The 21,993-nt window shown below is 38.1% G+C and carries 14 protein-coding genes; 9 read left to right on the top strand and 5 right to left on the bottom strand.

Annotation, left to right across the window (positions count from 1 at the left end; translation table 11 throughout):
• Window positions 1-88 precede the first annotated feature (88 nt).
• The 9 genes from ASC72_RS13980 to ASC72_RS13940 all read left to right on the top strand — a co-directional run bounded on the left by ASC72_RS13980 (window position 89) and on the right by ASC72_RS13940 (window position 11,868).
• Entirely contained in the window at window positions 89-1,417 is a 1,329-nt protein-coding gene (locus tag ASC72_RS13980) for an NtaA/DmoA family FMN-dependent monooxygenase (RefSeq protein WP_056191715.1), read from the top strand.
• Between the two features lie 33 nt (window positions 1,418-1,450).
• On the top strand, window positions 1,451-2,203 hold the full coding sequence (locus ASC72_RS13975) for an NADPH-dependent F420 reductase (RefSeq protein WP_056191713.1): 753 nt from the start codon (window positions 1,451-1,453) through the stop codon (window positions 2,201-2,203).
• Window positions 2,204-2,370: 167 nt separating this feature from the next.
• A complete protein-coding gene (locus ASC72_RS13970; RefSeq protein ID WP_056191711.1) occupies window positions 2,371-3,189 on the top strand; it encodes an SDR family NAD(P)-dependent oxidoreductase in 819 nt (272 codons plus the stop codon).
• 59 nt (window positions 3,190-3,248) lie between these two features.
• Window positions 3,249-4,145: an AraC family transcriptional regulator gene (locus ASC72_RS13965; protein WP_056191709.1), complete on the top strand. Its 897-nt coding sequence runs from the start codon at window positions 3,249-3,251 to the stop codon at window positions 4,143-4,145.
• Between the two features lie 126 nt (window positions 4,146-4,271).
• The gene (locus ASC72_RS13960) at window positions 4,272-4,916 is read left to right on the top strand and encodes an NADPH-dependent F420 reductase (protein WP_056191707.1); all 645 of its coding nucleotides are present in this window, start codon (window positions 4,272-4,274) and stop codon (window positions 4,914-4,916) included.
• Window positions 4,917-5,158: 242 nt separating this feature from the next.
• A complete protein-coding gene (locus tag ASC72_RS13955; protein WP_371258460.1) occupies window positions 5,159-5,953 on the top strand; it encodes an NADPH-dependent F420 reductase in 795 nt (264 codons plus the stop codon).
• An 807-nt stretch (window positions 5,954-6,760) separates the two neighbouring features.
• On the top strand, window positions 6,761-8,290 hold the full coding sequence (locus ASC72_RS13950; protein WP_056191703.1) for a glycoside hydrolase family 43 protein: 1,530 nt from the start codon (window positions 6,761-6,763) through the stop codon (window positions 8,288-8,290).
• Window positions 8,291-8,390: 100 nt separating this feature from the next.
• On the top strand, window positions 8,391-10,922 hold the full coding sequence (locus tag ASC72_RS13945) for an alpha-L-arabinofuranosidase C-terminal domain-containing protein (RefSeq protein ID WP_241775704.1): 2,532 nt from the start codon (window positions 8,391-8,393) through the stop codon (window positions 10,920-10,922).
• A gap of 319 nt (window positions 10,923-11,241) precedes the next feature.
• Window positions 11,242-11,868 carry a hypothetical protein gene (locus ASC72_RS13940; RefSeq protein ID WP_241775703.1) on the top strand — a complete coding sequence of 209 codons (627 nt, stop codon included), beginning with the start codon at window positions 11,242-11,244 and terminating at the stop codon, window positions 11,866-11,868.
• Window positions 11,869-12,262: 394 nt separating this feature from the next.
• Here ASC72_RS13940 and ASC72_RS13935 read toward each other — a convergent pair whose 3' ends face one another.
• The 5 genes from ASC72_RS13935 to ASC72_RS13915 all read right to left on the bottom strand — a co-directional run bounded on the left by ASC72_RS13935 (window position 12,263) and on the right by ASC72_RS13915 (window position 21,953).
• A complete protein-coding gene (locus ASC72_RS13935; RefSeq protein ID WP_056191699.1) occupies window positions 12,263-13,714 on the bottom strand; it encodes a glycoside hydrolase family 30 beta sandwich domain-containing protein in 1,452 nt (483 codons plus the stop codon).
• 111 nt (window positions 13,715-13,825) lie between these two features.
• Window positions 13,826-16,027 (bottom strand): glycoside hydrolase family 3 protein, encoded by a 2,202-nt coding sequence (locus ASC72_RS13930; RefSeq protein ID WP_056191697.1) that lies wholly within the window; start codon window positions 16,025-16,027, stop codon window positions 13,826-13,828.
• A gap of 165 nt (window positions 16,028-16,192) precedes the next feature.
• Window positions 16,193-16,978, bottom strand: coding sequence for a hypothetical protein (locus tag ASC72_RS13925; protein ID WP_056191695.1), 786 nt, complete (start codon window positions 16,976-16,978; stop codon window positions 16,193-16,195).
• A gap of 30 nt (window positions 16,979-17,008) precedes the next feature.
• On the bottom strand, window positions 17,009-18,715 hold the full coding sequence (locus tag ASC72_RS13920; RefSeq protein ID WP_056191693.1) for a RagB/SusD family nutrient uptake outer membrane protein: 1,707 nt from the start codon (window positions 18,713-18,715) through the stop codon (window positions 17,009-17,011).
• Between the two features lie 16 nt (window positions 18,716-18,731).
• The gene (locus ASC72_RS13915; RefSeq protein WP_056191691.1) at window positions 18,732-21,953 is read right to left on the bottom strand and encodes a TonB-dependent receptor; all 3,222 of its coding nucleotides are present in this window, start codon (window positions 21,951-21,953) and stop codon (window positions 18,732-18,734) included.
• Between the last annotated feature and the right edge of the window lie 40 nt (window positions 21,954-21,993).

The raw sequence follows: 21,993 nt of genomic DNA, 5'->3' as shown, positions 1-21,993 counted from the left end.
TTTATTTCGCTTTCCTTTGGGAAAGCACTATACAAAGGAAAGTAATTTTGGTTAATTTTGCAATAGAATTAATCAAAATTTTTAAATTATGAATGTTGCCGGAAAAATGCTTATTGGGCTTCATCTAGGAAATGGATATGGATCTCAATCGGGAGCCTGGCGTATGCCAGGTGTTGATCCCGAAAGCTATACGAGTTTTGATGCCCGTGTAAAACAAGCTCAGGCTGCAGAGCGTGGAAAATTTCAATTTTTATTCTTGCCGGATGGTCCCGGCACAGTGATGACGGATATAGCAACCGAATCTCCCGTTTTTAATCTTGATGTCATGATGACCCTCGCAGCCGTGGCAAGAGAAACGCAATATATTGGATTGGTTGCCACTGGATCAACCACATTTAATGAACCTTTTAATTTGGCCAGACAATTTAAGGCTTTGGACATTATGAGCCACGGCAGGGCTGGCTGGAATGCGATTACATCAAGCGGCGAAGATGTTGCTGCCAACTACGGAAAAAGAATTCCGTCGAGCGAAGATCGTTATGGCCGTGCACACGAGACTATTCAACTCATTCAGTCACTCTGGGGCAGCTGGGGAAAAGATGCTTGGATACACGATCAACAGAGTGGACAGTTTGCAAAAAAAGATCAAATTCTTCCAATTAACTTACAAGGCAAATATGTCGGTTCAAGAGGTCCTCTTTACATTCCTCCTTCGGAGCAAGGGCAGCCTATTATCTTTCACGCCGGCGGCAGTCCTAATGCACACGAATTGGCAGGGCGTTTTGCCAATGTGGTTATAGGAGCTGTATTTACCATTGAAGATGCAAGAGCTCAGCGTAATTTATTTAGAGCTGCGGCAAAAAGATACGGACGTGATCCTGATGAAATCAAATACATTGCCGGACTAATGACCACCATTGCCAAAGACAGACGCACGGCACTTGACCGGAGAATACAATTAGGAGGGCAATCGCTTACGCAAAGAGTTGACTACCTTCAGCAGATGTTGGGTGTTCCAATTGATCCTTCCCGAATGAACGAGCCACTCTTAAAAGCGCAACTGAACACAGCACGTCCATCCCGTTATGATCCTCGTTCTCCTAATGCTTTAAAAATTGCTAAGGAAGGCTGGAGTCTTCGTGATATTCTTGCCCACGGTGTCATAGATTATCATCCTGTAATTATAGGTCCTGGTGTGGAAGCGGCAGACCACATGCAGGCTTGGTTTGAAGCAGGAGCAGCAGCAGATGGATTCTGGATTTCACCAGATGTAAATGCAGACGGAATTGATGCCTTTGTGGATAAGGTAGTTCCGATTTTGCAAGAGCGTGGTCCTTTCCATAAAGAATACGAAGGCAAAACGTTACGTGAACATGTTGGAGCTCCGGATCAGTACGGAATTGATCCACGAGTGTAAATTTAAATTATTAACAAATAAAATATACATAAAATGAATATAGGAATAATTGGTACCGGCGCAATAGGCGGTACAATCGCAAAAAAAATGGTGGCCGCCGGTCACAGAGTAAAGGTCAATAATTCAGGTGATGCTGATAAGCTAAATGCTCGCGCTGAAGAATTAGGTGCGTCACCAGCAACAATAGAAAATGTCGTAAAAGATGTAGATGTCATCATTTTGTCAGTACCGACAATAGCAATCCCAACTTTGCCCAAAGATTTATTTGCTAACGTTCCGGAAAATGTAATTGTGGTTGATACATCAAACTATTATCCTTTTCGTGATGCCGATATCGAAGAGATCAAAAAGGGAAAAGTAGAAAGTGTCTGGGTGTCTGAGCAACTAGGAAGACGAGTAATCAAAGCCTTCAACAATTTATTGGCAGAAACATTAGCAAACGGAGGAAAAGAACCTGGTGCTAAAGACAGAATAGCAATGGCTGTTGCAGGTTATAATACAGAGGCAAAAAAAACAATTGAAGGATTAATTAATGATGCCGGTTTTGATGCAGTTGACTCTGGAAATCTTTCTGAATCCTGGAGACATCAGCCAGGAACGCCAGCTTATTGTACTGAACTTACTGCAGAAGAATTAAAACAGGCACTTTTTGATGCTGTAAAAGAAGAAGCACCTTTGTTAAGAGATAAGACTATTATTGATCTTTCGCTGCCATCTTATCCTTCTCATCAGGATGTAGTAAAATATAATAGAGGCTTGTTTAAAAAAAATCCTAAATCTTTTTAAAGAAAACCGATTGTTTAAGATAGATCTTGCTTCTAATAAGATTTATCTTAGACAATCTTTAGGAATAGAGTCAAATCGTTAAAACGTTTCATTATTGCCTACTTTTGTATCACAATCGTTACTGCTAATAATCAGAACTTTGTCATTATAATTTTAAAATTAAAATAATGGCAAAAACAATTTTTATAACAGGTGCATCCCGCGGATTCGGGAGGATTTGGACAGAAGCATTTTTAAAACGTGGTGATAATGTCGTTGCAACGGTTCGTAATCCTGAAACATTAAAAGGACTGACCAAAGAGTTTTCCTCAAATCTGTTGGTGCTAAAACTTGATGTTACTGACAAAAGCGGAAGTTTTAAAGCAATTGCAGCTGCAAAAAAGCATTTTGGAAAGATCGACGTATTGATAAACAATGCCGGCTTTGGTCACATTGGAGCTGTAGAGGAACTAAAAGAGCAGGACATCAGAGCACAGTTTGAAACTAATGTTTTGGGTTCATTATGGACTATTCAGGCAGTTCTGCCTATTATGCGTCAGCAAAATTCAGGACAAATTATTCAGCTTTCAAGTGCTTTGGGTTTGAATACCGTTTCATTAATGGGATTATACAGTGCATCCAAGTTTGCAGTTGAAGGCCTTATCGAAACTTTGGCCGGCGAAGTAAGTGGATTTGGTATTAAAACCACGATATTAGAACCAGGTGGTTTCTCTACAGATTTTTTCGGTACTACTTCTCTCGCATTGAGCGAATCAATAACGGCTTACGATGACATTAGAAAAGATTTTTATGAGCACGCTAATGAGCAGGATTCCGGTAATCCAGCAGCTACAGTTACAGCAATATTAAGTTTGGTAGATGCTGAAAATCCTCCATTAAGATTGTTGTTAGGAAAAACTACATACCCTTGGGTAAAACATACCTATGAAGAACGCTTGAAAACATGGGAATCATGGCAGGATGTTTCTGTGGCAGCACACGGTTAATAGAAATTTAAAATTGTAAGAATCCGAATTTACTAATTCTGTTTTTAAAATTGAGAACAATGAAACATTTCAAAAAAATCAGCGATTTGCATGAAGCTCTTGGTATAAAACCTCCTGAAAGTCCTCTTTTTAGTGCGGCTTATGGTGAACGTGGAAAATGTGACGCTAATACTATTCTTGAATTTTCTTCAGACTTTTACATCATCGGATTTAAAAAATTAAAATCCGGCAGTATGCATTACGGAAAAACAAAATACGACCATGACCTTGGTTCAATGTCATTTGTAAAGCCCCTGCAGAAAGTGGTTTTTAAAAATGTTCAACTGGAAGAAAAGGGATTCCTGATTATTATTCATGAAGATTTTTTGCCAGGAACAGTCCTTTATAACGAAATCAGGAAATATGGTTATTTTGATTATGAGGTCAATGAGGCATTGCATCTTTCACCTGCGGAAGAGGATATCATCTGGAATTTGTATTTCAGCATTGAAAAAGAATACCATAATAATACTGACGAACTAAGCAAAGCTATTATTGTAAGTCATCTGGATTCGATGCTTAAATATGCACAGCGTTTTTATAAAAGACAGTTTATTAACCGTAAAGAACTGACGGGCTCTACAGTCACTAAGTTTAATACGTTACTGGCTGCTAACTTCGAAGAAAGAAAAACTAAAAACGTGGGATTGCCAACAGTATCCCTAATGGCAGAGAAGCTACATATATCTTCCCGCTATTTAACCGATTTGCTAAAGCAGGAAACAGGAAAGACGGCTTTGGAGCTCATTCATCTTTTTTTAATCGCTGAGGCAAAAAATCTGTTGAAAGAAGGCGAATTCAACGTAACTGAAATTTCGCATTTGCTTGGCTTTGAAAATGTAACCTACTTTTCCCGCCTTTTCAAAAAGGAAGTAGGCAGCACGCCAAACGAATTCAAAGGCAGTAGCTTAAATTAACAGACACATCTTATAAAATACAAGGAAATACCCTTCTGTAATTTTATCCTAAACCTTGGACGAAATACAGAGTGCTCCCGTGTGATTAAAGAATAATAACAAACAACAGATAAATTTAAATATATTATGGAAATAGGAATAATCGGATCCGGCTACGTTGGAAGTACACTTGCCGGACATTTGACCGACTTGGGGTATAAAGTAATAATTGCAAATTCACGAGGACCGGAATCATTAGCAGAAGTCGCTGAAAAAACTGGTGCAACGCCTGTGACCGTAGAACAGGCGGCAGCAGCTAAAGACATCGTAATAGTTGCTGTACCTCCTACGGCAATGGAAAAGCTTCCGGTTGAAATCTTGTCCGCATCACAGGCTATTATCATAGATACTGGTAATTACTATCCTGCCCGTGACGGAGCAAATGTTAATCTCAAGAATGGATTGACAGACAGTGAATGGGCTGCAAAAGTGTTAGGCCACCCTGTTATCAAAGCTTTCAACAATATTCTTTCAACAAGTCTGGCTTCAAAATCAAAAACTGAAGGAAGCCCTGACCGAATAGCTTTATCTGTTGCAGGTGATAAGGAAGAACATAAACAGACCGTTCAGGCGCTTATTAACGAAATGGGCTTTGATGCTATTGATGGTGGATCGCTTTCCGGATCATGGAGACAGCAGCCCGGTACTCCCGCCTATTGTCACGATCTTGATAAGGAAGCCTTAACAGCCGCATTACAGGAAGCTGATGTAAGCAAGCGTGCTCAATCTTGAAATAGCTGACGAGGCAATTCGTCCGTTTTTATAGCATTTGGTTTAGAATATTTTAGCACTAATCAGGCTTGGTTATTGTTAAGATGTTTTCTATCAATATGTTGAAACAAGGTGATTTTGGAAGTATTGAGTATTCTTAAAGGTTATTAACTTCTAAATAAAGGCTGAAATCCTGAATGCAAAAACAAAGAGCCGATACTTAAGCACTTTATTTTGTATCGGGATGCAGGAAATTAAACAGTATACAACAAAAAATTAAAGATAAAAAAATGAGAATAGGAATTATTGGAACAGGTGCTATCGGTAGCGCACTGGCAGAAAAATTGTCTCATGCAGAACACCAGGTGAAAGTTACCAACACTCAGGATTTTGCTGAGCTTAGCAAAATTGCAGAACGTTTGGGAGCAAAGGCTGCAACACTTAAGGACGTTGTTAAAGATGTGGAAGCCATTATTTTGTCTATTCCTTTCAAAGCATATAAAGACCTGCCGAAAAGTTTATTGCAAGATGTGCCTCAAGATGTTATCATTATGGATACCTCTAATTATTCTCCTTTGCGTGATGGAGAGTTGCCGGGATTGGGAGGAAAAACTGAAAGTGAATATATTTCCGAAATTTTGGGAAGACCGGTTGTCAAAGTTTTTAATATTGTCCTGGGTCACACGCTCAAGCATAACGGTAAAGCTGCTGGGGAAGTAGGAAGGATAGCTATATCGGTAGCCGCTGATAATGATAAGCATAAGAAATTAGCCGCTGAAATAGTTGATCAAACAGGCTTTGATACTGTAGATGGTGGAACTCTTACCTTATCATGGAGGCAGGAACCGGGAACTCCGGCTTTTTGTACGGAACTAAATGCAGACGAACTCAAAGGAGCACTTGCCGAAGCTGAAAAAGGAGCAGCCCCTGCAAGAAGGGATTATATTATAGACAAATTAATGAAAGCTGAACGCCCGCCTTCTCATGAAGAAACAGTAGCCTTAATGCGCTTAGGATCATCAAAAAAATCTGGAAATAGGGAATATGTAAAGATATGAAATACTAAGGCTTGTCGTCACTTTCTAAAAAAAGAAACGAAATTTAAAAAATAGCTAAAATATTTATTAATACTTTTTTAAATAAAAAATGGCGTCAATTGTCTTCAATTGACGCCATTTGGCTTTAGTGACCTCGACGGGACAAATTTCTATAAATTTTATGGAAGATTTGAAGATATTGGCTTACTACTGGTAGTGCATGTCTTTGAATGGCTTCACCAATTTGGTTTGGATGTCCTGTTGGGGATTGATCTAAGAATTATCTAATTTCAAATTTAGGGGGAGAGTTTTGTTTTCTAATTTCGGAATATTTAAGTATTTATAAGCAACAGAAATAATGGTTGTTGGAGAGGAATTAAATGTCTAAAAAATTATGCAGGGCTAAATAACAAATACAAGTACAATTTTAGAGAGTAGTAAGCTTAGCTTACTACTTTTTTTTGATGCCACTTATATTTTTAATCTGCTCAATGAATTATTACTGTTTTAATCTTCAATTTATATATTTTCATAAAGGATGACTATAAATGTATTTGATAGTATAGGTTTTTCATTTAATACAATTAGTGCACTCTTGCGATACAAAAGGAAACGTTTCGTGGCATTGTTTTCTTATTACTTTGTTTACTTAAGAAACTATTAGTATTAGTGCCATTATAACATAAGGTAATTTTCCTTCCCTGAGATCTGATTAAGTGTTAGCCAGTTCTGAGGAATGATTATCTTTTTTACGGTGGCTTAAAGAATAATTAACCAATTGAAATTAACCTAAAAGAGTATCCATTTTTTAGGTAAAATAAAAAAAGCATGTTTAGAAAAAAAGTATTGTTAAGTACAGTTATTATGGCTTTTCTGGGAGGCAGAGAATCTGTAGAAGCTCAGACAAGTGCAGGTAAACCGATAGTGGTAAAAGAAAACCTGAAAGAAAAATTCGCAAATGTTTCGCCGAAACTTACCTCGGATAATGCGAATCCATTATTGGATTTTATGTTTACGGCGGATCCTACAGCTGTAGAATACAATGGAAGAATTTATGTGTATGCCACAAATGATCATCAACAGTATGAGCATGTAGGGAAGGATGGAAAAAATACATACGGAGATATCCGTACACTGGTCATGATGTCTACCGATGATATGGTCAACTGGACGTATCATGGTCTCATAGATACTGCAAAGCTCGCACCATGGAGCCAGAATTCATGGGCGCCTTCCATTACATCCAGACTGGAAGCAGATGATAAGACGCACTTCTATTTGTATTACTCCAATGGTGGTGGCGGATCAGCCGTGCTTACTTCCACTTCGCCTGTTGGCCCGTGGAGTGACCCATTAGGAAAGAACATAGTAGACCGCTCTGTCCCCGGTGTGGATGTCGGATCTCCATTCGATCCCGGAGTTTTGATTGACGACCAGGGTACAGGCTGGCTGAGTTTTGGAGCCGGAACACCTAAAACAAAATATATGCCGGATAATGCCAGAATCGTCAAATTAGGAACCGATATGATCAGTTTGGCCAGCAATATTGCTAAAATACCTGCTCCTTATTTTAATGAGGCCAGCGACCTTAACTTTATCAACGGAACCTGGGTTTATAGTTATTGCACAAGTTGGGATGAACGCACCGAATGGCCTTATACCAATATTGATAAACCAACCGCATGCAACATATCTTATATGACAAGCAAAACACCGTTAGTTCCGGATAGTTGGAAGTATCGTGATAATTACTTTAAGAATACAGGCGACGTTAATGTGGGACCTATGACAAACAATCATACTCACGTGTTCAAGTTTAAAGGGAAATATTATCTTGCTTACCATGCCATGTATTTACAGGATTATTTTGACACTAAGGGCGGGTTTCGTAATGCGGGTATCGAAGAAATGCAAGTGGATGAAAAGAACGTGAATTTCCCCATGGTCAAAGCAACTTTTAAAGGTCCTTCACAAATTAGCCCATTAAATCCATTCGCTGTTCAGCAGGCAGAAACTACTGCAGGTACTTCGGGGCAGGTTCAGTTCGAAGCCGTTGGAAATGCAGGTAATATGGTTGCCAAAGGAAAAGCAGACAAACAATGTCTGATGGTTCGAGGAGTTGATTTTAGCAAACAGCTTCCTGCCAAATTCGAAGCAAGGGTTAAAGGTAAAGGCAGAATCGATGTTTATCTAAATAATCTTAAAGATAAAGCTGTTGTTTCCATTATATCTGATGGAAAGGATTGGACTACGCTCTCAAAGAAAATAGGACAGAAAATAGATAAAGGAACAGCGAGTATCTATTTTGTATTTAATGGAGAAGATTTCTTATTTGATGAATGGAAATTTATTTATTAATCATGGTTGCTGCTTTAACTTAAGGTTCCGCCGCTGTCGGTCTTATAATCAGCAGTATTTATTAATTACTATAAAACTAATATAAACAGACTAAATGACAATGAAATTAAAAAGTAAATATGAAAAAGCACTTTATGTGGCGGGTTTATTGTTGTTGTTATATTGTTCGACAGGAGCAGTTGCGCAAACAGGCGAATTGGTTATCAATGTTAAAGGGAAAGGCGCAGATGTATCATCGTCGATGTACGGAATATTTTTTGAAGAAATTAACCACGCTGGAGACGGAGGATTGTATGGGGAATTGATAAAGAACAGAAGCTTTGAAGAACTTGAAATGCCTTCCGGATATACGGCAAAGGGCGATCGTTTAATTCCTGTTCAGGTAGAAAACCATATTACGGGAAAAATAGTTGACTATTATTCACAGTGGACAACGGAACCTGTGCCTGGCTGGTCTTTGAATGTCGATTCATCTGTAGCCGAGATGAAGCTTACCAAAGAAAATCCGAGGTATGAAACCGCTCCTAATAACCTGAAAATTTCTATTGCAGACGCTTCAAAATCCGTATTACTTATTAATGGGGGATATTGGGGTATGGGAATAAGGAGAGATGAAAAATACAACCTTCGGGTAATTATAAAAGCTTCAGCAAAATACAAAGTAGAAGTAACTGCAAAACTTTTATCGCAGGATGGAACAGAACTGGCAAGGGCGCCGCTGACAGGACTGAAAGCGAATAATAAATGGAATCAATACAATGCCACCTTGCTTGCAAAGGCACATAACCCTAAGGCAAAGCTGGCTTTGGAGTTCAAGGGAGAAGGGACTGTTTACCTGGATTACGTTTCTTTGTTTCCGGAAAAAACATTTCATAACAGGGAAAATGGATTCCGCAATGATGTAGCAAACATGCTAGCAGGCTTAAAACCTGGGTTTGTGCGTTGGCCCGGCGGTTGTGTGGTAGAAGGAGCGACCACGCATAACCGTTTTGAATGGAAAAAAACACTAGGGGATCCCGCCGCACGTTCCGGCGAATACAGTCTTTGGGGATATAGGAATACATATGGTTTTGGGTATTATGAGTTCCTGCAATTCTGCGAAGACACAGGCGCCGGAGCCATGTTTGTCACCAGTGTAGGTATCGGATGCCAGTTCAGAATGGGCGATGCGTGTAGTGTAGAAAAAATAGAGTATTACCTTGACGATTGCCTTGACGCAATTGAATACGCCTTAGGTGATAAAAACACCGAATGGGGTGCCAAACGCGCCGCTGCCGGCCATCCAAAACCTTTTCCACTTAAGTATATAGAAATAGGCAATGAAAACTGGGGCGATGAATACGACAAGCGATTCGACATGTTCTACGCGGCGATTAAAAAGAAATATCCGCAACTCATATTAATCTCAAATCATGGTACAGGGGGAACCGGTAAAATAGCAAAAACCGATATGATAGACCCACACTGGTACGTCAACCCTGATTTTTTCTTTGAGAATGCTAAACTTTTTGATAATTATTCCAGAGGGAATCATACTGTATATGTAGGGGAATATGCCAGCAATAACGGAGTAGGTACAGGCAACATGAATGCGGCTTTATCGGAAGCTGCCTTTTTAACAGGTATGGAGCGAAACAGCGACCTTGTAAAAATGGCTTCTTATGCACCCCTGATTGAAAACAGCAATAAGCGCGACTGGTCTGTAAATCTTATCTGGCTGAACAGCGATCAGGTGATGGGGAGGAGTTCTTATTATGTTCAGAAAATGTTTGCCGAAAATAAACCTTCTTACAACCTTAAAACCAATGTTACGGAAGGCGCCAGGTCTTCTCAGGATTTCGAGGCAGGAAGCGTTGGTCTTGGTACATATTCAACCCAGGCAGAATATAAGGATATTCGAATTATTCAGGGTGACAAATCAATCAGTTTAGATGTATCAGAATTCAAGGGTAAAAAAGGAAACTGGAATACTGAAAACGGAGTCTTAATTCAAACCTCATCGGAAGCTAACACACAAGGGATCTTTAACGGGTTCAAAGGAAAGGATTATACCCTCGAATTTAAAGCCCGTAAAACAGGCGGCAATGAAGGCTTTCTGGTTTACTTTGCGATCTCTGATGAGGGGAAAGGATTTGCGATTAATGTAGGAGGGTGGAATAATACTTCTACCGCTATACAAAAAGCATCGGGGGAATGGCTTAGTGATGTCATTTCTAAGAAAAATCATAGCATTGAGACAAACAAATGGTATGATATGAAGCTGATCGTAAAATCGGACGAAGCAATTTTATACATGGACGGGAAACAGGTAATCGCTTCCCGGAACATTTCGGCTCCGAAGCAGTTTTATGCGGCAGGTTATGACGAAGCCTCAGGGGAAGTAATCGTGAAGGTGGTGAACAGTAGTAATCTTCCTTATGACCTGAATATTAAATTAGACGGAGCCACTGGTATAAAAAATACAGGAAAAATTATTTCCATGAAAGCGAACAACGAAAAAGAAGAAAATTCTTTTGAAAATCCCATGAAAATCTCTCCAAAAGAGGAAGTCTATAATTTCCCTGGTAATGATTTTTTATATTCTTTCGCCCCTTATTCATTCACGATAGTTCGAATGAAAGCGGATAAATAAAAAAATCAACTGATGAGGATATTATCATTCTAAAGATCTGTTAAACGGGAAATTTCCCCGCTGCTGGTCTTATGACCAACAGCATTGGGTCAATGGACAGCATGAGCCAATTATCAGTGAGGGATTGTTTTATCGTGTACAGGATGTTCTTGACAGTAAAGCACGGACATATAGGCCGAAAATTAAGACCATTGAGAATTTTCCTTTGAGAGGTTTTTTTCTTTGTCCAAAGTGCGGTCAGAAGTTAACAGGAAGTAAATGTAAAGGAAGAAATAAATATTACTATTACTATCATTGTGATAAAGTTTGTAAATGGAGAGTGAATTCCGAAATAGCTAACAAGGTCTTTAAAGACCATTTAAATAAATTTAAACCTTTAGAAGAAGTTAAGAAATTATATACCGCAGTTCTGCTTGAAGGTTACAGGGAGCATACTGGAGTAATAGCTGGCGAAAAAAAGAAGTCCCTTGAGCAGATTGCAGTTTATGAAAAGAAATTATCAGTAGCCAGAAATTTATTAGTTACCGAGAAAATAGATGCTGAAGATTACAATCTTATGAAAATTGAGTACAATGCAGTTATCAGTAAGTTGGAAAAGGACATTGGAAATGTAGAAGACGACAGGGCTAGTATAGAGCACCTAACCACGACTGGATTGGAAAACCTTTTAAAACTAGGTGAAGCCTTTGATGGTGGGACCTTAGCCGATTCTAGAGAAGTAATTGGTTTAATTTTTCCCGAAAATTTTACATTTTCAGAAAACAAAATCCGCACCGCCCGAGTCAATGAAATCATCAACTGTATCTACTTGGTAAACAATAGATTACGGGCAAAAAAAAACGGGACAAAAGATGATATTTTTCTTTTGTCCCGAGTAGTGACCTCGACGGGACAAATTTCTATAAAATTTATCGAAGATTTAAAGAGATTGGCTTACTGGAAGTAGGGGCTGTCTTTCATTGACTTTGTAAATTTGGTTTGGATGTCCTGTTGAGGATTGATGTAAATTTATATCTTTTTTTTGATATGTGATTTTATTACCAATCAAACTTAACTCAAATGAAGAGCAGATGATAAAGCGAGATTCGGACAAAATTGTCGCATCCCGCTTTATACTACATTTCTAATATTCTTTTTTGCTGTGCCATTATCTGCCATATAATTCAAAACAATTTTTAAAAGATTTGTATTATGATTTGTAAATGTCAAATAAAATCTATAATCCTGTAATATACAGTTTCTACTGTCCAGGACGCATGACATTTTAATTTTATGCCATCCTATCTCTTTTTTTAGTATTTTGATATGCCTTAAATAGTCAATATAACTCTCAAAAATGATTAATAAACTAACGTTTGAATCGCATGAGCAGGAATTACTATCATTGTTTCCTCTGAATCAATAATCAAATTATATGTAATTGTTTTATCAGACTGATTCATCACTACTGTAATCATTTTTCCGTCGGTATTGAGGAAAGAAGTGCTTAACATACTGCTTCTGCTTACTGCTGTACTGACCCTTTTGGCATCAGGGCGAATAAATTTCGAAAAATGACCTATATAATAATACGAAGGTGTATAAATTAATTCTCCCGTGTTAATATCTGCATGAATTGGTGCGAAGCAAAAATTTCCCACATGATTTGGGCCGCCGTTTTGGTCTAAAAGAATATTCCAGTCAGTCCAGCCTACAGTTCCATTATTGAAATCATTAATCATAGAAATTCCGTAGCGTTCTCCATTTGCCCAGAATTGATATTTTTTGGCATCAAATCTTTCAACACAGCCTTCAGTGAACAATAAATTTTTAGTTGGATAAACTTCCTGGACTTTACGTACATTCTCAAACATTGGTGTTCCGCCTGACCAGGATTCATACCAATGAAATCCCATGCCCCAAGCATATTTTGCGGCTTCCGGGTCTGAGAAAATAACATTCGCCCTTTGATTCATCAAATCGCGATTGTGATCCCAAACCATAATTTTTTTATCCCCTAATGCTTCTTTTTTCATTGTTGGCCCAAGATAGTTTTTCAGAAAATCTCTTTCAGCTTCAGCGGTAAAAATGCAAGATTCCCAGCTTTGAACTGCCATAGGCTCATTTTGAAGCGTAAGTCCCCAAATTGGAATGCCTTCCTTTTCATATGCTTTGATAAATTTTGTGTAATAATTTGCCCACGATTGGTAAAACTCCGGCAATAATGTCCCTCCTTTTAACATATTATTATTGCTTTTCATAAAAGCGGGCGGACTCCATGGTGAGGCATAAATCAATAATTTTCCTCCGGCAGTTTTTAGGGCTTCTTTGAGCATTGGGACGCGATATTGCCTGTCATGGTCAATATTGAAAGTCTTCAACGCCGCATCTCCCTCTTTTATATACGTATAGCTGTCACTGCTAAAGTCCGAACTGTGAATTGTTGTTCTGGCCAATGAGTAACCTATTCCTTTTTCTTTATCATAGTACGCGTTGATAAGTTCTTGCTGCTTGTCTTTTGTTAATTTTGCAAAAACTTCAGCACTGGCATCAGTGATTGCACCTCCAATTCCCATAAAAGTTTGAAACGTTTTTTTAGGATCAACAAAAACGCATATTTCAGATTCTAAAGGTTGTTTTGAGGGTGAAAAAACTAATTTATCTGTCAGTGCCAATCTTAATTTTGTACTGTCTGCTGTAGTATAAACAGTAACTGTTTTGCCGCTCGCTGAAAATGGTTTTGACTTGTTTTTTTGCTGGGAATATATACTAAATGAAACTAGTACGATCAGCACTGAGATGGTTGTTTTCATATATTTTAATTTTTAAAGTGCCGCCATTATACATTGCATTTGCCAGTGTTTTGGGCAGCACTTTTTTAAAACTAATAAGAAAGAAGTAAGTATTCTCTATTCTTTCTTTACTTATTTGATTGTTATTTTTATTTTTTTTGAAATATTATTTGATGAATTTCCTATATAAATTAAATAATCACCCTTTTCCAGATTCCAATTTGAAATGGACTCATCATAAAAGCTCAGGCTATTTACATCAATGGAAATTGTAAAATCAGCATTAGAACCTTTCGCAACTGCAATCTTCAGGAAGCCTTTTAACTCTTTTTCAGCTCTTTTAACTTTTGAATTTAGTTTGCCAATATATACTTGTACGACTTCTGAACCATCCCTGTTTCTGGTATTGGAAATATTTCCTGAAATTAAAATGGCTTGGTTTTTTGCATATTCTTTCTTCTCTGTATTCAATTTAGAAAGCTCAAATGTTGTGTAAGACTCTCCTTGCCCAAAAGCAAATAAAGGTGTGATTTTCTTGGTATCAAACCATCTGTAACCAACCAAAATGTCTTCTTTGTAATATTGATTGATACCATCTCCGGGATAGCTCAGTTCCCCGAAGGAATGTGCCGCATTGTCGCCTAATTTTTTAGGGAAAGAAAACGGTAATTTTCCTGAAGGATTTATATCTCCGCTAATCACATCGGCAATTGCATCCCCGGCAACACTGCCTAAATACCAGGTCTGCATTAAGGCTTTAATCTTGGAAATCCAGGGCATTTCAACAGCATTCCCACTAACTAATACAACTCCTATATTTGAATTAACTTTTAAAAGCTCTTTTAATAACTCGTCTTGCCCAAATGGTAATTTAAACTCTTTTCTATCAGCGCCTTCACAATCCTGAAGATGGTTTTTATTCAATCCACCAAAAAACAAGACAATGTCCGCTTTTGAAGCCACTTCAATTGCTTCTTGTTTTAGTTTGTTTGCATCTAATGTCGAAGGAATAACCCTGTCATAGGCAGAAGGACCGGAGGCATAACCCATTGCGTGGATTATAGTGGCATTTTTATATCGATTTTTCAACCCTTCTAATGGAGAAATTTCGGTTTTGGCTTTCAATTCGGATGAACCACCACCAACTGTCATTGATTTTGTAGCATTTTCGCCAATAACGGCAATAGTCATCTTTTTTGATGTATTGATGGGGAAAAAAGAAGCCTCATTTTTTAATAACACAATGCCTTCACCTGCGATTTTTCTGGCAGCATCTATATGTTCCTGATTATTCATTCTTCCAAAAGGACGATTCGGGTTCTTGTTTGTTCGTAACATTAGGCGCAAAATTCTTCTGACTTTGTCATTTAAAACCTCTTCCTTTATCTCACCACTTTTAAGTAATTTTAAAAAAGGATCAGCTAGATAATAAGAATCGTAAGCATTTTTTGTAGATGTTGTTAAACCATCTGTGCCTGTTCCCATTTCTATATCCAGACCATTGAGAGCCGCTTGTTTTGTATTATGGGCACCACCCCAATCCGTTATTACAACGCCGTCAAAATTCCAGTCTTTCTTTAATATCGTATTCAACAATATGCTGTTATGGCCACAAAACTGGCCTTTATACTGGTTATAGGATCCCATAATTGACCAGACTTTTCCTTCTTCAACCGCGGCTTTAAATGCAGGTAAATAAATTTCGTGTAAAGCCCTGTCGCTTACTTCAACATTTATTTTATCTCTCCATAATTCCTGATTGTTAAGTGCATAGTGTTTTACACATGCTGAAACTCCATTTTGCTGCACACCCTGAATGTAGGGAACTACCATTTTCGAAGCCAAAAAGGGATCTTCTCCCATGTATTCAAAATTTCGGCCATTTAAAGGGGAACGATACATATTCACGCCTGGACCTAATAACACATCTTTTTTTCTGTAGCGGGCTTCTTCTCCAATACTTCTTCCATAATCTTTTGATAAATTAGGGTTAAATGTTGCCGCTAAACAAGTCAATGCAGGAAATGCAGTTATAGAATCGTTTGTCCATTCAGCGTATCCCCAATTATCCCAATTAATTTCTCCCCGAACTCCATGAGGACCGTCTGACATCCATAATTCTGGAATACCAAGTCTTTCAACTCCCGGGGAACTAAATTTAGATTGTGCATGGCACATTGCCACTTTTTCCTCCATGGTCAGTGACGACATTATTTGGTCTATTTTAGCCTCTACAGATTTGGTGTTATTAATATCCTGGGCATTAGCACTTGCAACTGTCACTGTACAATAAATTATTATTAATAATTTATTTCTTAAAATATTCTTAAGCATAAATTTCAGTAGTATTATTTCTTGTTTAAAAATGAATAAAGTTTTGGGTTATTTTAGTGTTAACCTCTGCAATCGCATAGGGTCAATGTTAATAACCTTGAGGATGCAAAAATTCGAAACGGGAAAGAATTTAATCGTCCCCTTTCGAAAATAAACTAACTATATTTATTCAGGTTTGAAAATAAAGGTCCATCCGGTATTATAGGTCTCACTATTGCTTAGATAAAGAACCATTTTGTCATTTGTAAGCGATACAATAGAATATACGCCATTTTTATTCCCTGCTGCTGATCCTAACATTTTTGCATCTACAATTGTAAGAGTTTTATTTGTTACATCAAGTACAAAGCCACCCTTAGTTGGTGCAGCTGTATTACTTTCATAGTGATTATAATTTGTCGCTCCATTCAAATCAAAGTGCATTTTTCCGTTAGAATCACTTGGACCACAACAATCTCCAGCATTCCACCAGACAGTCATGGCACCATCCGGATTACCTCCAGGCGACATAAACCACCATAAATTGCCAGGTGTACTTTTATCAAAAACCCAGGTTTTGCCTGCAGCAGCATTTGTTCCTAACAAGGCTGTCCATTCAGGTGCTACAGGATGATCCAATACATTAATGGTAACAGGAACTGTTTTTTCGAAAAACTCTGCCCCTAAAGTCCCTTTGTATTTAAAATTAAAAGTCCCTTTGACTGGAAAAGTAACTGTATATCTATTAGTTAGCGCTTTTCCTATCATATAATCCCAATGTCCGCTAATCCCCGGGGTAAGCAATTCAAGAACAATTTTATTTCCACCTGTGGTAGTCTGGGTGGCTTTGAGTTCTACATCTTCAACTTTAACATTGTTCCCTAAATGATCTTCCTCTACAATTGGATCGCATGCTGAAAAAAGCAACATAAACGAAGCAAGGAGGAGATACAATACTTTACTATTTTTCATAATTATATTTTTATTGATAGTTATTCGATTTTACCAGCCTGGATTTTGATTATAAGCTCCATTTGACAATCTCACTTCCGTTTCAGGAATTGGCATCAAACCTTTAGTTTCGGCTCTGTATTTCACATTATAAGTTGCGTCGGTTCCGGAATTCCTTACCGGGAAAGAATCATTGAATGCTGTAGTAACATCTCCCCAACGAATCAGGTCAAACCAATGCAAACCTTCAAATGCAAATTCATGTAAACGTTCTTCTTTAATAGCATCTAATGAATAACCAACCGCACCCAATCCCGCTCTTGCTCTTACAGCATTCATCCCGGCAGGTGTTTTGGTAATTTCCGAATGCATTAATAAAACATCCGCAAAACGCATAAAGATAAAATCCTGTGCATGCATTAATTGCATATCTGTATTTGACCAATTATACATTTGTACAAACATACCTACATTGTTGCCGGCAGCATTAGGATGTTGCAAAGCTGTATATTTCTTATTGAAAAACCCTGTTTCGTGATCCCCTTTATCGGCAGCATAACTATCCGTTCCCTGTTCAGCTATACCAACCTGAATTATAGACCCTGCTTTTCTTGGATCAAGATCTGACCAATTGTTCCATAATTTAGGATTAATAGTGCACCATCCCCAACCTTGGCCAAAAGGAACCATTGAATTATCACGTATTGCAGAGAACAAACAAAGCCTATTGGTATAAATATTACCATTACTCCATGACCAGTCCCCAAAAGAAAATCTTTGTACAAACATAGTTTCCAGATTACCTGTACCGAAAGTAGGGGCTTTGCCATCCTGACCAACCCATGATAAATTATTAGCTGCAGCCCAAGGCAATACAGTTTTACCCGCACTTTTGTTTACGTATGAATAAGGCCATAAATTTCTAAAATCTGAAACTAGAGCATGACCACTATTATTGATGCAATCATTTAAATAAGAGGTAAGATCTGTAGCATTCAGCACTGCACCTCCAACTAATGGCAAATCTGTTGTTGCTTTTTGTTCTATATTGGTCATATATCCTGTGTAAAACAGATAGACACGTGCTAAATAGGCCTCAGCGACCCATTTGTTAGCATGGCCATACATGGCTGTCGGAATACTTGGAAATGATGTAGCGGGCATTGTTTCGATCGCTAACTTTAAATCGGAAGCAATTTGTGCAAAAGTCTCGCTGTAAGTTGATCTTCCAACAGTCCTTGACCCATCAAGAGAAACAATTAGGGGAACCCCTCCAAAAAACTTAGCCAATCTAAAGTAAAAAAACGCTCTCATAAATAAAGCCTCGCCAATTGCCTGTTTTTTAAACTGGTCAGCTTCTTCAGTAGTCTTAAAAAACGTTGTGAAATCAGCATCCTGGGTTTTTTCGATGATAGCGTTAGCTCTTGAAATTCCATTGTACGATTGTATCCACATATCGCGATAAGTGTCTTCAGCCGGATCTTCAAAATTATCAACCCACTTTGCTGATTTATCATCAGGACCTCCACCGCCTAACATCATATTATCCATCAAATTGGCCGCTATTTGTTCTTCACTGTGAACATTGGAAGTGTAGATTGCGTTGTACACACCGGCCATTGCTTCGTTGATGTCTGTAGGTGTTTTATAAAAAGTTTCCAGGTTTTTTCCGTAAAGATTCTCAGAATCTAAATAATCAGAGCAACCTGAAGCAACAAGAATTGTTGAAATAGCGATTATATATAGTAATTTTTTCATTGTCTTTTTATTTATATTAAAAATCGGCACTTAATCCAAACATTACGGTTCTTGCCTGAGGATACAGACCAAGATCTATCCCTGAAGCCCAGCTTGCATCATGTCCAAAACGAACTTCCGGATCCATACCTTTATAATCAGTAAATGTGTATAGGTTATTTACTGCAGCGTATAATTTCAGATTAGACATAAAGTTAACATTAGAAAGTAACTCGTTAAAATTATAACCAAGGGTTAAATTGTTAATTCTCAAATAGTCAGCATTATGCATGAAAATATCAGAAACATAATTGGTATTTCTGTTTGATGTAGCCGACAATCTGGGCATTGTATTTGAAGTACCTTCCCCATGCCAGCGATTGAAAATATCAGAGGTATAGTTTTGATCAAAATTATCGGCAAATGATCTGTAAGATTGCATAACCTGCATTCCAAATTTACCCGCCATCGTAGTATTTAAATAAACTCCTTTGTATTCAAAATTCAACTGAATACCCAATTCAAAATCTGGATTTGGATTCCCTAAATAAACCTTATCATCCTCATTAATGAAACCATCTTTATTTTGATCAACAAAACGAACGTCTCCGGGACGCTGATCATTAAAGTAAGGTGAGCCATTTACGGGACTCACGTAAGCATCCGCTTCTCTTTGGTTTTGCAAAATACCGGCAGTCTGGAAGCCATAGAAAAAGCCTATTGGTTGTCCAACTTGTACTCTTGAAATTTCAGAAGTCCCTTGAGAAAGTACATTGCTTGGTCCATGAATGATTCCATCAGCGTTGGCAATTTTAGTAACTTTATTTTTGTTATGGGCGCCACTTACTGTAATGCCATATTTAAAATCACCTACTTTATCATTCCAGTTTATAGACAATTCAACACCTGAGTTTTCAATGTCACCACCATTGATATAAGGGGCACCAGCGCCAAATGTACCCAGAATAGGAGCCACAACTAACCAGTCTTTCGTTGTCTTTTTATACCAATCAAAAGTAATTCCCAGTCTTGAATCAAACATTTTGGCATCAATGCCAAAGTCCAGCTGCTCTGAAGTTTCCCATTTAATATCAGGATTGGTAACTTTTGCAGGATAGGCAGTTGTGCCAGAAACAGGCTTAGTGTCTCCAAAAAAGTATCCAGGGGATACATAAGCAATTTGGGCAGAATATTGAAAGGGGTCAATTGACTGATTTCCATTTTGCCCCCAGCTCCCTCTCAATTTGGCAAAATTAAGCACCCCTGCGGTGTTTGACATAAAATTCTCTTTTGTAATCACCCAACCTGCTGATACAGAAGGAAAATAACCCCATCTGTTATCCGCAGCAAAATTCGATGAACCGTCAGCACGCATAGTTGCTGAAATAAGGTATTTCTCTTTGTAATCATATTGAGCTCTTGCAAAGAAAGACTGAATAGCTCCGCCTCCGGCAGCCCAATCAGCACCGCTGGTGCTAATTTCATTTATTGAATCAGGATTTTGCGTATTATTCAAGTAAGCATATTTTGGATCTCCGGGAAACAATAGATTGTTTCTAGAACCACTAACGTTATCATTAATTTGGTTTCGAATTAATTCAGTTCCTAGTACAGTAGCAATTTTATGGTTTCCAAATTTAGTGTCATATGAAAGTGTATTGGTCCAGGTTGTGTTAGCACCAAAGTACTGGGATTGTGAAGCCCCGTCCACAGCATCATTAAAAAGCAACCCTAAATGATAGGTTGGGTTCATCGATCTGCTATGTCCAAACCAGGAATCCATTCCATAAACTGATTTGAATTTTAAATTTAATACTGGCTCAACTTCGACAAAAGCATTTCCTGTGATACTATTACCTTTTCCATAATTATAGTTATTTCTGTAAAACATTACGGCTAAAGGGTTCGTTTGGCCGGCATTCAAACCCTCTAATGTAGGAGCATATCCAAATTCATTAATATTCCTGTCGACAGAGGGTTGCCAATAAGCAGGCTGCAATGGATTCTGCACTAAAGCATTATGTAAATCATTATAATAGATATTGCCAGTAGCAACATTTCTGTTTTCTGTATTTGTATAAGTGAAATTTTCCCCAACTGTAATTATACTATGCTGTTCATTCTTTTTCAACACCATTTGAGTGTTTAATCTTGTTGTAAGTCTTTTAAAACCTGCATCTGTAATGTTTCCGCCAATGATACCATCCTGATCGAAATAGGAAACACCCATAGAATAAACAATATCTTCGCTGCCTCCGGTAATGTTTAAGGAATGGCTCACTATTGGCGCATTCTTTTTTGACATTTCATTAATCCAATTTGTCCCTTTCCAATCAGCCTGAAGCTGACTCGAGATGTCATCACCCAATTGTTTGCCTGCTCCCGGATAATTAGTTTCCAGCCAGTTGTTGTTGTGCACGATTGCATTCCAGTCATTTGGTACAAGACCATCATTAACTCTTCCTTCATCCATAATGTACATGTATTCCTGTGCATTTAACGGATCCAGGTTTTTATATATATTTTGTATTCCAAAATAGGAATCATAGCTAATTTTTGCAGCTTTACCTTTATGCCCTTTTACAGTTGTAACCAACACAACACCGTTTGCAGCCCTGGAACCATATATTGCTGCTGAAGCTGCATCTTTTAAAATATCAATTGATTCAATGTCAGAGGGATTTAAGTAGTCTATACTCCCTACAGCTATACCATCTACAATATATAGAGGGTTCGAATTACCGATTGTCCCTAATCCACGAATGGTTACTCTGGTTCCTGCACCTGGCGCTCCATTGTTTTTGGTAATACTTACACCTGCTGCAATTCCTTGAAGGGCTTCCATAGCCGTTCCGGTATTCAATGCTGAGAGATCTTTGCCTTTAAAATTAGAACTTGCTCCTGTAAGTAGGCCTTTCTTTTGCGTGCCATACCCTACAACGATAACCTCGGTCAGGTCTTGCGTTGAAGGATGGAGTTCAACCTGAATTTCATTTCTTCCGTTAATTTTTTCCTGTACGTTCCTGTAGCCTATAAAGCTAATTACTAAAGTTCCGTCTTTTGGGGCCTTTATTTGGAACTTCCCATCAAAGTCTGTTGCAGTTGCTGATGTTGTTCCCTGTAGTACTATGGATGCCCCAGGTAGCGGCATCCTCTTATCATCAAGTACTTTCCCCGATATGGTAGCATCTTGCGCGTGGCCATAAACTGAGATTAATACTGACGAAATACAAAAAAATAATCTTTTTGATAATTTCATTATTTCTAAAGTTTTGGTTAAATAATTAGTAATTGATGCG

Source organism: Flavobacterium sp. Root420, from assembly GCF_001427905.1.
GTDB lineage: Bacteria > Bacteroidota > Bacteroidia > Flavobacteriales > Flavobacteriaceae > Flavobacterium.
Note: the sequence above shows the minus strand (reverse complement) of the source record. Positions and strands in the feature narration are given on the sequence as shown.

Excerpts from the sequence above, each read along its gene's own strand:
- ASC72_RS13915 (WP_056191691.1), bottom strand. The coding sequence starts at position 21,953 with ATGAAATTATCAAAAAGATTATTTTTTTGTATTTCGTCAGTATTAATC.
- ASC72_RS13930 (WP_056191697.1), bottom strand. The coding sequence starts at position 16,027 with ATGCTTAAGAATATTTTAAGAAATAAATTATTAATAATAATTTATTGT.
- ASC72_RS13935 (WP_056191699.1), bottom strand. The coding sequence starts at position 13,714 with ATGAAAACAACCATCTCAGTGCTGATCGTACTAGTTTCATTTAGTATA.
- ASC72_RS13960 (WP_056191707.1), top strand. The coding sequence starts at position 4,272 with ATGGAAATAGGAATAATCGGATCCGGCTACGTTGGAAGTACACTTGCC.
- ASC72_RS13965 (WP_056191709.1), top strand. The coding sequence starts at position 3,249 with ATGAAACATTTCAAAAAAATCAGCGATTTGCATGAAGCTCTTGGTATA.
- ASC72_RS13920 (WP_056191693.1), bottom strand. The coding sequence starts at position 18,715 with ATGAAAAAATTACTATATATAATCGCTATTTCAACAATTCTTGTTGCT.
- ASC72_RS13980 (WP_056191715.1), top strand. The coding sequence starts at position 89 with ATGAATGTTGCCGGAAAAATGCTTATTGGGCTTCATCTAGGAAATGGA.
- ASC72_RS13945 (WP_241775704.1), top strand. The coding sequence starts at position 8,391 with ATGAAATTAAAAAGTAAATATGAAAAAGCACTTTATGTGGCGGGTTTA.
- ASC72_RS13975 (WP_056191713.1), top strand. The coding sequence starts at position 1,451 with ATGAATATAGGAATAATTGGTACCGGCGCAATAGGCGGTACAATCGCA.
- ASC72_RS13950 (WP_056191703.1), top strand. The coding sequence starts at position 6,761 with ATGTTTAGAAAAAAAGTATTGTTAAGTACAGTTATTATGGCTTTTCTG.
- ASC72_RS13925 (WP_056191695.1), bottom strand. The coding sequence starts at position 16,978 with ATGAAAAATAGTAAAGTATTGTATCTCCTCCTTGCTTCGTTTATGTTG.
- ASC72_RS13970 (WP_056191711.1), top strand. The coding sequence starts at position 2,371 with ATGGCAAAAACAATTTTTATAACAGGTGCATCCCGCGGATTCGGGAGG.